This is a genomic window from Roseateles sp. (assembly GCF_036404855.1).
Taxonomy (GTDB): Bacteria; Pseudomonadota; Gammaproteobacteria; order Burkholderiales; family Burkholderiaceae_C; genus Pelomonas.
This window is the reverse complement of record NZ_DASWYS010000029.1, coordinates 1-6,497: the sequence shown is the minus strand read 5'-3', so window position 1 is coordinate 6,497 and position 6,497 is coordinate 1. Positions and strand designations below refer to the sequence as shown.

Genomic DNA, 6,497 nt, shown 5'->3' with positions numbered 1-6,497 from the left:
GCTGCGCAGCGGCGCCGGTCACCAGTGGCCCGCACTGAAGCCCGCCCAGCAGGACAAGCTGGACACGCTGATGCGCGCTGCCATGGCGGAATCGCCGGAGCTGCGCACCCGCGGCGCGGAAGGCCTGGCGGACGAATTGCGCGAATGGCTGGGCCTGAGCCCGCCTCGCAGCGCGATGGCGCCGACCGAACCGGCGGCCACCAAGCCGGCGGCCTGGTGGAAGCGCTGGCTGTGGCTGGGCGCCGCAGCCGGCCTGGGACTGCTGGCCACGGCCGCACGCATCGCTGACACGGCCGAACCGACCGCCAGCGCCCAGAGCCAGCCGCACAGCTGAAGCCGGCTCCCGCGTCGGCCGGCCAGGCCCCGACACCGCGAGCTTGGGGGATTGTGTGGGGATGCGCGCCGGGCGGGCCTCGGCAAGAATGCGAGCCCCGATCCCGGAGGTCCTCATGGCCCGTTCGCCGCGTGCGATACCGATTGCCGCCTGCCCCGCCCTGTCCCTGGCCCCCGCGGCCACCGGCGTCATGGCGATCACCGTCGCCGTCGCTGCCGAGGTCCCACGCTGATGGCGGCCGTCGGCACCCAACCCGCCCGCACCGGCCTACTCGGCCTCGGCGAACTCCAGCTCACCCTGCCGGGCACACGGCTGCAATGGCTGGCCCTGGCGGCGGGCCTGGGCCTGGGCGGCCTTGGCGCCGAGCTCGCCTGGCACCATCCGCTGTCCGGCCCGCTGGCGCTCGCCGCCTGGGGCGCCGTGGCGCTGCTGGCGGCGCTGTTCTGGGTCAAGACGCCCCTGCTGCTGCTGGCGCCGCTGCCGGTGGTCGGCCTGGCGCCGTGGAGCGGCTGGATCAGCTTCGAGGAGATGGACCTGCTGGTCACGGCCTGCGGCTGCGGCGGCTACCTCGCCTATGCGCTGCAGCTGAATGCGCGAGACCGCGCGCCGGCCTGGCGCCATGCCCTCGTCTACTCGCCCGCCGTGCTGGTGCTCATCCTCGCGCTGGCCCTGTCCGCGGTCTGGAGCATGAAGCGCGGTTTCGCCGACGCCGGCGGCTTCGTCTTCGGCTGGTTCCAGGGCTACCACGAGGCGATGAACTCGGTGCGCAACGCCAAGGCCATCCTCCTCGTGCTGGTCCTGCTCCCGCTGTGGACGGCGGCGGCGGCGGCACGACCCAAGGGTTTCTCGCGCGGCCTGCTGCTGGGCCTGGTGCTGGCGCTGGCCGGCGGCAGCGCCGCGGCGCTGTGGGAGCGACTGGCCTACACGGGCCTGCTGGACTTCTCCACCGACTACCGCACGACGGGGCTGTTCTGGGAAATGCACGTCGGCGGCGCCGCGCTGGACGGCTTTCTCGTGCTGACCCTGCCGTTCGCGGTGCTGGCGCTGCTGCGCACGCGCTCACCCTGGCACTTCGGCGCCGGTCTGGCCATCGTGCTGCTGGCGGCCTATGCCTGCCTGACCACTTTCTCCCGCGGCGTTTACCTGGCGCTGCCGCTGGCACTGATCCCCATGGTGCTGCTGGCCGACGCGCAACGCCGCCGCGCCGCGGCCTCGGGGCCGGAGAGCAGCCACATCGACAGCGGGCTGGGCGCCGTCGACGAGCCCATGCCACGACCAGCCAAGATCGGCGCGCTGGCCATGGCGGCGGCCTTTGCGCTGGCCGCCGCCCTCGTCTTCGGCGGCGGCGGCTACCGCGGCCTGCTGGCGCTGTTCTTCGTCATGGTGATCCTGCTGATCATGCCGGCCAGCCTGTGGCTGCCGCCCCTGGGCCAGCGGTTGACGGCGCTCATCATGGGGGGACTGCTCGCCATGGTCCTCGGTGGCGCGAGCTGGGCGCTGGCCCTGACCGTGCCCAGGGCGGCCTACGTGCTCAATGCCGTCGCGCTGGTGTGCTGCGCGCTGCTGCGTTGGCGCGACGTGCCGGGCCAGGCCCGTCCCGTCTACGTGCTGCTGGTGTCGACCTGCTGGTTCTGGCTGCTCGCCACCATGGTCATCGTCGCCGACTACTGGGGCGGCACGGCCGGCCGCTGGACGGCCCTGACTGCCGGCCTGGCGCTCGCAGGCGTCTGGGCCGCGATGCTGCTCGAACCGCGGCTGTGGCCCCTGCAAGGTGCCGGCAGCACGGGCAAGTCGGGCTGGCGCAAGCGGGCCCTGCTCGTGGCCGGCCTGCTGCTGGTCATGTCAATCGTCGCGGCGCTGGGCGGCGGCGCCTATCTGCGCGACCGAGTCGCCACCTGGAAGGAGGATGGCCAGACCCGCCTGACGCATTGGCACGAGGGCCTGAAGCTGCTGCATGGCGGGCAGCAATGGCTGCTCGGCCGGGGTTCGGGGCGCTTCGTGCCCAGCAATTTCTACGAAGGCCCGACCAGCGCCCAGATCGGGGACTACCGCCAGCGAACCGATGAGAAGGGTGAGACCTATCTCGTCCTGACCGCGGGCCAGCACACCCAGAGCTACGGCGGGCTGTTCCGCGTCAGCCAGCGCATCACGCCCCCGGCGCCCGGCCCGATCCAGGTGAACCTCGTCGCCCGCGCGGCCGAGGCCAACATCGTGCTGGAGATTTGCGAGAAGAACCTGCTCTACCCGGACAACTGCAGCAGCGGCCACATCCTGCTGAAGCCGCCGGGCGCCGATGAAGCAACGCCCGCGGGCGGCTGGCAGACCCGGCAGGCCAAGCTCGGACCGGTCCCCCGGCTGGGCGGGGACTGGTGGGCGCCCCGCTTCGTGACCTTCTCGATGTCGCTGGACACCCGAGGCGGCCGCGTCGACATCGCCCGCATCGACATGCAAGACGCCCAGGGCCGCCCGCTGCTGCACAACGGCGACTTCAGCCAGGAGATGGCGCACTGGTTCTTCTCCAGCGACCGCCATCACCTGCCCTGGCACATCAAGAACGCGGCCCTGCACGTGCTGTTCGAGCAGGGGCTGGTGGGCCTGGCCCTGCTGGGCGGGGCCTATCTGCTGACGCTCGTGCGGCTCTCGTTCGGGCGCGGCCGCGACCATCCGCTCGCGCCGGCCATCGTCGCCGCGCTGATCGGGTTCGGCGCGGTGGGCGCCTTCGACAGCCTGCTGGACGCGCCGCGCATCGGCTTGCTCTTCTTCACGCTGCTGCTGCTGGGCCTGGGCCTGAGGGCGCTGCCGGGCGAGGGCGTGGCGCGAGTGGCATGATGCGCGCCCCATGTCCGCTGCTGCCCCATCCGCTGGCCTGAACCCGGCCCAGCTCGAAGCCGTCCACCATCTGAGCGGCCCCTGCCTCGTCATCGCCGGCGCGGGCTCGGGCAAGACGCGCGTCATCACCACCAAGATCGCGCAGCTGCTGGTGTCGGGTTACCGGCCCAGCCAGATCGCGGCCATCACCTTCACGAACAAGGCCGCGCAGGAAATGCGCGAGCGCGCCAAGGCGCTCGTGGGCAACAAGGCGGCCAAGGATCTGGCCATCTCGACCTTCCACAGCCTGGGCGTGCGGCTGCTGCGCGAGGAAGGAACGCGCCTCGGGTTGAAGGAGCAGTTCTCCATCCTCGACAGCGACGACGTGCTCAACGTGCTCAAGGACGCCGGCGGCACGACCGACATGAACCAGGCGCGACGCTGGCAATGGACCATCTCGCTGTGGAAGAACCAGGGCCTGAACGCGGCCCAGGCTGCCCACGCGGCCAAGGACGAGGACGAGCGCGCCGCCGCGGCCGTGATGGTGCGCTACCAGGAGCGGCTGTCGGCCTACCAGGCGGTGGACTTCGACGACCTCATCACGCTGCCGCTGAAGCTTCTGACGACCGACGCCGAGGCGCGCGCGAAGTGGCAGGACAAGCTGCGCTACGTGCTGGTGGACGAGTACCAGGACACCAACGCCGTCCAGTACGAGCTGCTGAAGGCGCTCGTCGGCGAGCGCGGCATGTTCACGGCGGTGGGCGACGACGACCAGTCCATCTACGGCTGGCGCGGCGCGACCATCGAGAACCTCAAGCGGCTGCCCACCGACTACCCGGCACTCAAGGTCATCCCGCTGGAGCAGAACTACCGCTCTACCGGCGCCATCCTGCGTGCCGCCAACCACGTCATCGCCGGCAACCCCAAGCTGTTCGAGAAGAAGCTGTGGAGCGAGTACGGCGACGGCGAGCCCATCGCGCTGCTGGAGGCCGATGGCGAGGAGCACGAGGCCGAGCGCGCCGTCGCCCGCATCCAGCAGCTGCGCGCCGACGGCAAGGGCCCGGCCTTCAAGGACTTCGCCATCCTGTACCGTGCCAACCACCAGGCCCGCGTCTTCGAGCAGGCGCTGCGCCGCGCGGAGATCCCCTACAAGGTCTCGGGCGGGCAGAGCTTCTTCGACAAGGCCGAGATCAAGGACTTGTGCGCCTGGCTGCGCCTGCTGGTGAACCCCGACGACGATCCCGCCTTCCTGCGCGCCGTGACAACGCCCAAGCGCGGCATCGGCCACACGACGCTAGGGGCGCTCAGCACCTTTTCGGCGCAGTGGAAGTGCAGCATGTTCGAGGCCCTCTTCTCCGAGAGCCTGGCCACGGCCGTCACCGCCCGGGCGCTGGCCGGCCTGCACGAATTCGGCCGGGCCGTGAACGAGCTGCAGTACCGCGCCAAGCACACCGAGGGCCACACCGCCGCGCATGCGCTGCTGACGGAGTGGCTGAAGGACATCGGCTATGAAGCCCACCTCATCGACAACGAGGAGAACGAGAAAGTCGCCCAGGCGCGCTGGGGCAACGTGCTGGACTTCGTCGATTGGGTGTCCAAGCGCTGCGGCGGCCAGCACAGCGAGGAAGGCGGCGTCAGCTTCACCGAGCCCAAGCAGAGCGTGCTGGACGTGGCGCAAACCATCTCCGTCATCCTGTCGCTGGCCGAGCGCGGTGACGAGCAGGACCAGGTCACCTTGACGACGCTGCACGCCTCCAAGGGCCTGGAATGGCCGCACGTGGTGCTGGCCGGCGTCAACGAGGGGCTGCTGCCCTTCAAGCGCGAGGAGGCGGAGCTGACGGCCGAGGCGCTGCAGGAGGAGCGGCGGCTGATGTACGTCGGCATCACCCGCGCACGCACGACGCTGGCGGTGTCGACGTTGCGACGACGCAAGAAAGGCCGCGACACCGTCGTGGGCATTCCCAGCCGCTTTCTGGCCGAGATGAAGCTCAACGAGGGCGGCACCCGGGAGGATCCCCGGGAGAAGCTCAAGCGCATGCGCGAGGAACTGGCCGCCAAGGCCGCCGCACGGGCATCCTCTCAAGGTCAACCCTGAGTCGCTCATTCGCGGGGGTCCCCCACGGACGCGTGAAGTCTTCACATCCCAGTCGCGCTAGGCTGCGAACAATGCGTTCTGCCCTTCTTCTCCATGGTGAGCCCGCATGAAAGCCCTGCTCCTCGCTGCCGCCCTCGCTGTCCTCAGTTCCTCCGCTCTCGCCGGTGCCACGCGTGACGCGCACCCGCAGACCGCTGTGGACAAAACGGCAGCCGGCGTGATGGCCGACGCCAGCCGGCTGGGCTCAGCTGGGCTGACCTCGCTGAATGGCAAGGGCAGCCCCTGGGCTTCGCAAAACCGCCAGGCCGAAGCCGATTTCGACAGCCCCGCACCCGACGTCGACACCGGCACCCTGCTCATCGCCCTGGGCGTGCTGGCCGTGGCCGTGGCCCGTCCGGTCACCCGCGCGCTGCGCCGCCAGGAGCAGCACCGCCGCGCCACGGCGCTGGCGAGCACCCTGGGCCAGCCTCCGCGCGCCTGAGCCTCGCAGCCCCCGTGTGCAGTGAATTGCGTCACAGGCCCTGCGTCGGCCTGGGGAGATCGCTTACGCGGGCGTGAAGTCTGCACCCGGCCCCGGGCGGGCCAGGCCGAAGAATCGCGGCCATTCGCAACGCCGACCGGTCCGCCCATGAAACGCACGCTGTTCGCCCTCGCCACGCTCCTGAGCGCCGGGGCTCACGCCACGCCCGTCACCGCCAGCAACCTGCTCGTCAACGGCGGCTTCGAGGCCATCGCCGTGGCCGATGGCAACTGGACCACCGTCGCCGCCATGCCGGGCTGGACCTGGCTGGGCGGCCCCGGCACCGGCTTTGAAATCCGCAACAACGTCGCCGGCCGGGCCCAGGAAGGCAGCAACTACATCGAGCTGGACACCAACGGCAACACGCAGGTCGGCCAGTACCTGGACCAGCTCGGCGCGGGCACGTCCTACGACCTGAGCTTCTGGTACTCGCCCCGGGTGTTCCAGTCGGCGTCGACCAACGGCATCCAGGTGTGCTGGAACGGCGTGCAGCTCGGTGACGCGCTGACCGGCGACGGCGGCAGTGACAACGACTGGACGCTGCACCAGTACCACGTCACGGCCCTGGCCGGGCGCAATCTGCTGAGCTTTGCCGCGACCGGCCGCAGCGACAGCCTGGGCGGCAACCTCGACAACGTCAGCCTGACGAACCACGTCCCAGAGCCCGGCACGCTGGCCGCGACGCTCGCCGCCCTGGCAGGCCTGCTGCTGCTGCCGGCCTCGCTGCGCCGCCGTGCCGA

At 70.9% G+C, this 6,497-nt stretch carries 5 protein-coding genes; all 5 read left to right on the top strand.

Annotation, left to right across the window (positions count from 1 at the left end; genetic code table 11):
• A partial coding sequence (locus VGF12_RS01780) for a hypothetical protein (protein WP_331174330.1) occupies positions 1 to 334 on the top strand: 334 nt, incomplete at its 5' end.
• Positions 335 to 565: 231 nt separating this feature from the next.
• Positions 566 to 3,163 (top strand): hypothetical protein, encoded by a 2,598-nt coding sequence (locus VGF12_RS01775; RefSeq protein WP_331174329.1) that lies wholly within the window; start codon positions 566 to 568, stop codon positions 3,161 to 3,163.
• A gap of 10 nt (positions 3,164 to 3,173) precedes the next feature.
• A complete protein-coding gene (locus VGF12_RS01770; RefSeq protein ID WP_331174328.1) occupies positions 3,174 to 5,237 on the top strand; it encodes an ATP-dependent helicase in 2,064 nt (687 codons plus the stop codon).
• Positions 5,238 to 5,343: 106 nt separating this feature from the next.
• On the top strand, positions 5,344 to 5,718 hold the full coding sequence (locus VGF12_RS01765; protein WP_331174327.1) for a hypothetical protein: 375 nt from the start codon (positions 5,344 to 5,346) through the stop codon (positions 5,716 to 5,718).
• A 147-nt stretch (positions 5,719 to 5,865) separates the two neighbouring features.
• Positions 5,866 to 6,497: hypothetical protein (locus tag VGF12_RS01760; RefSeq protein WP_331174326.1), on the top strand; the 632-nt coding region annotated here is incomplete at its 3' end.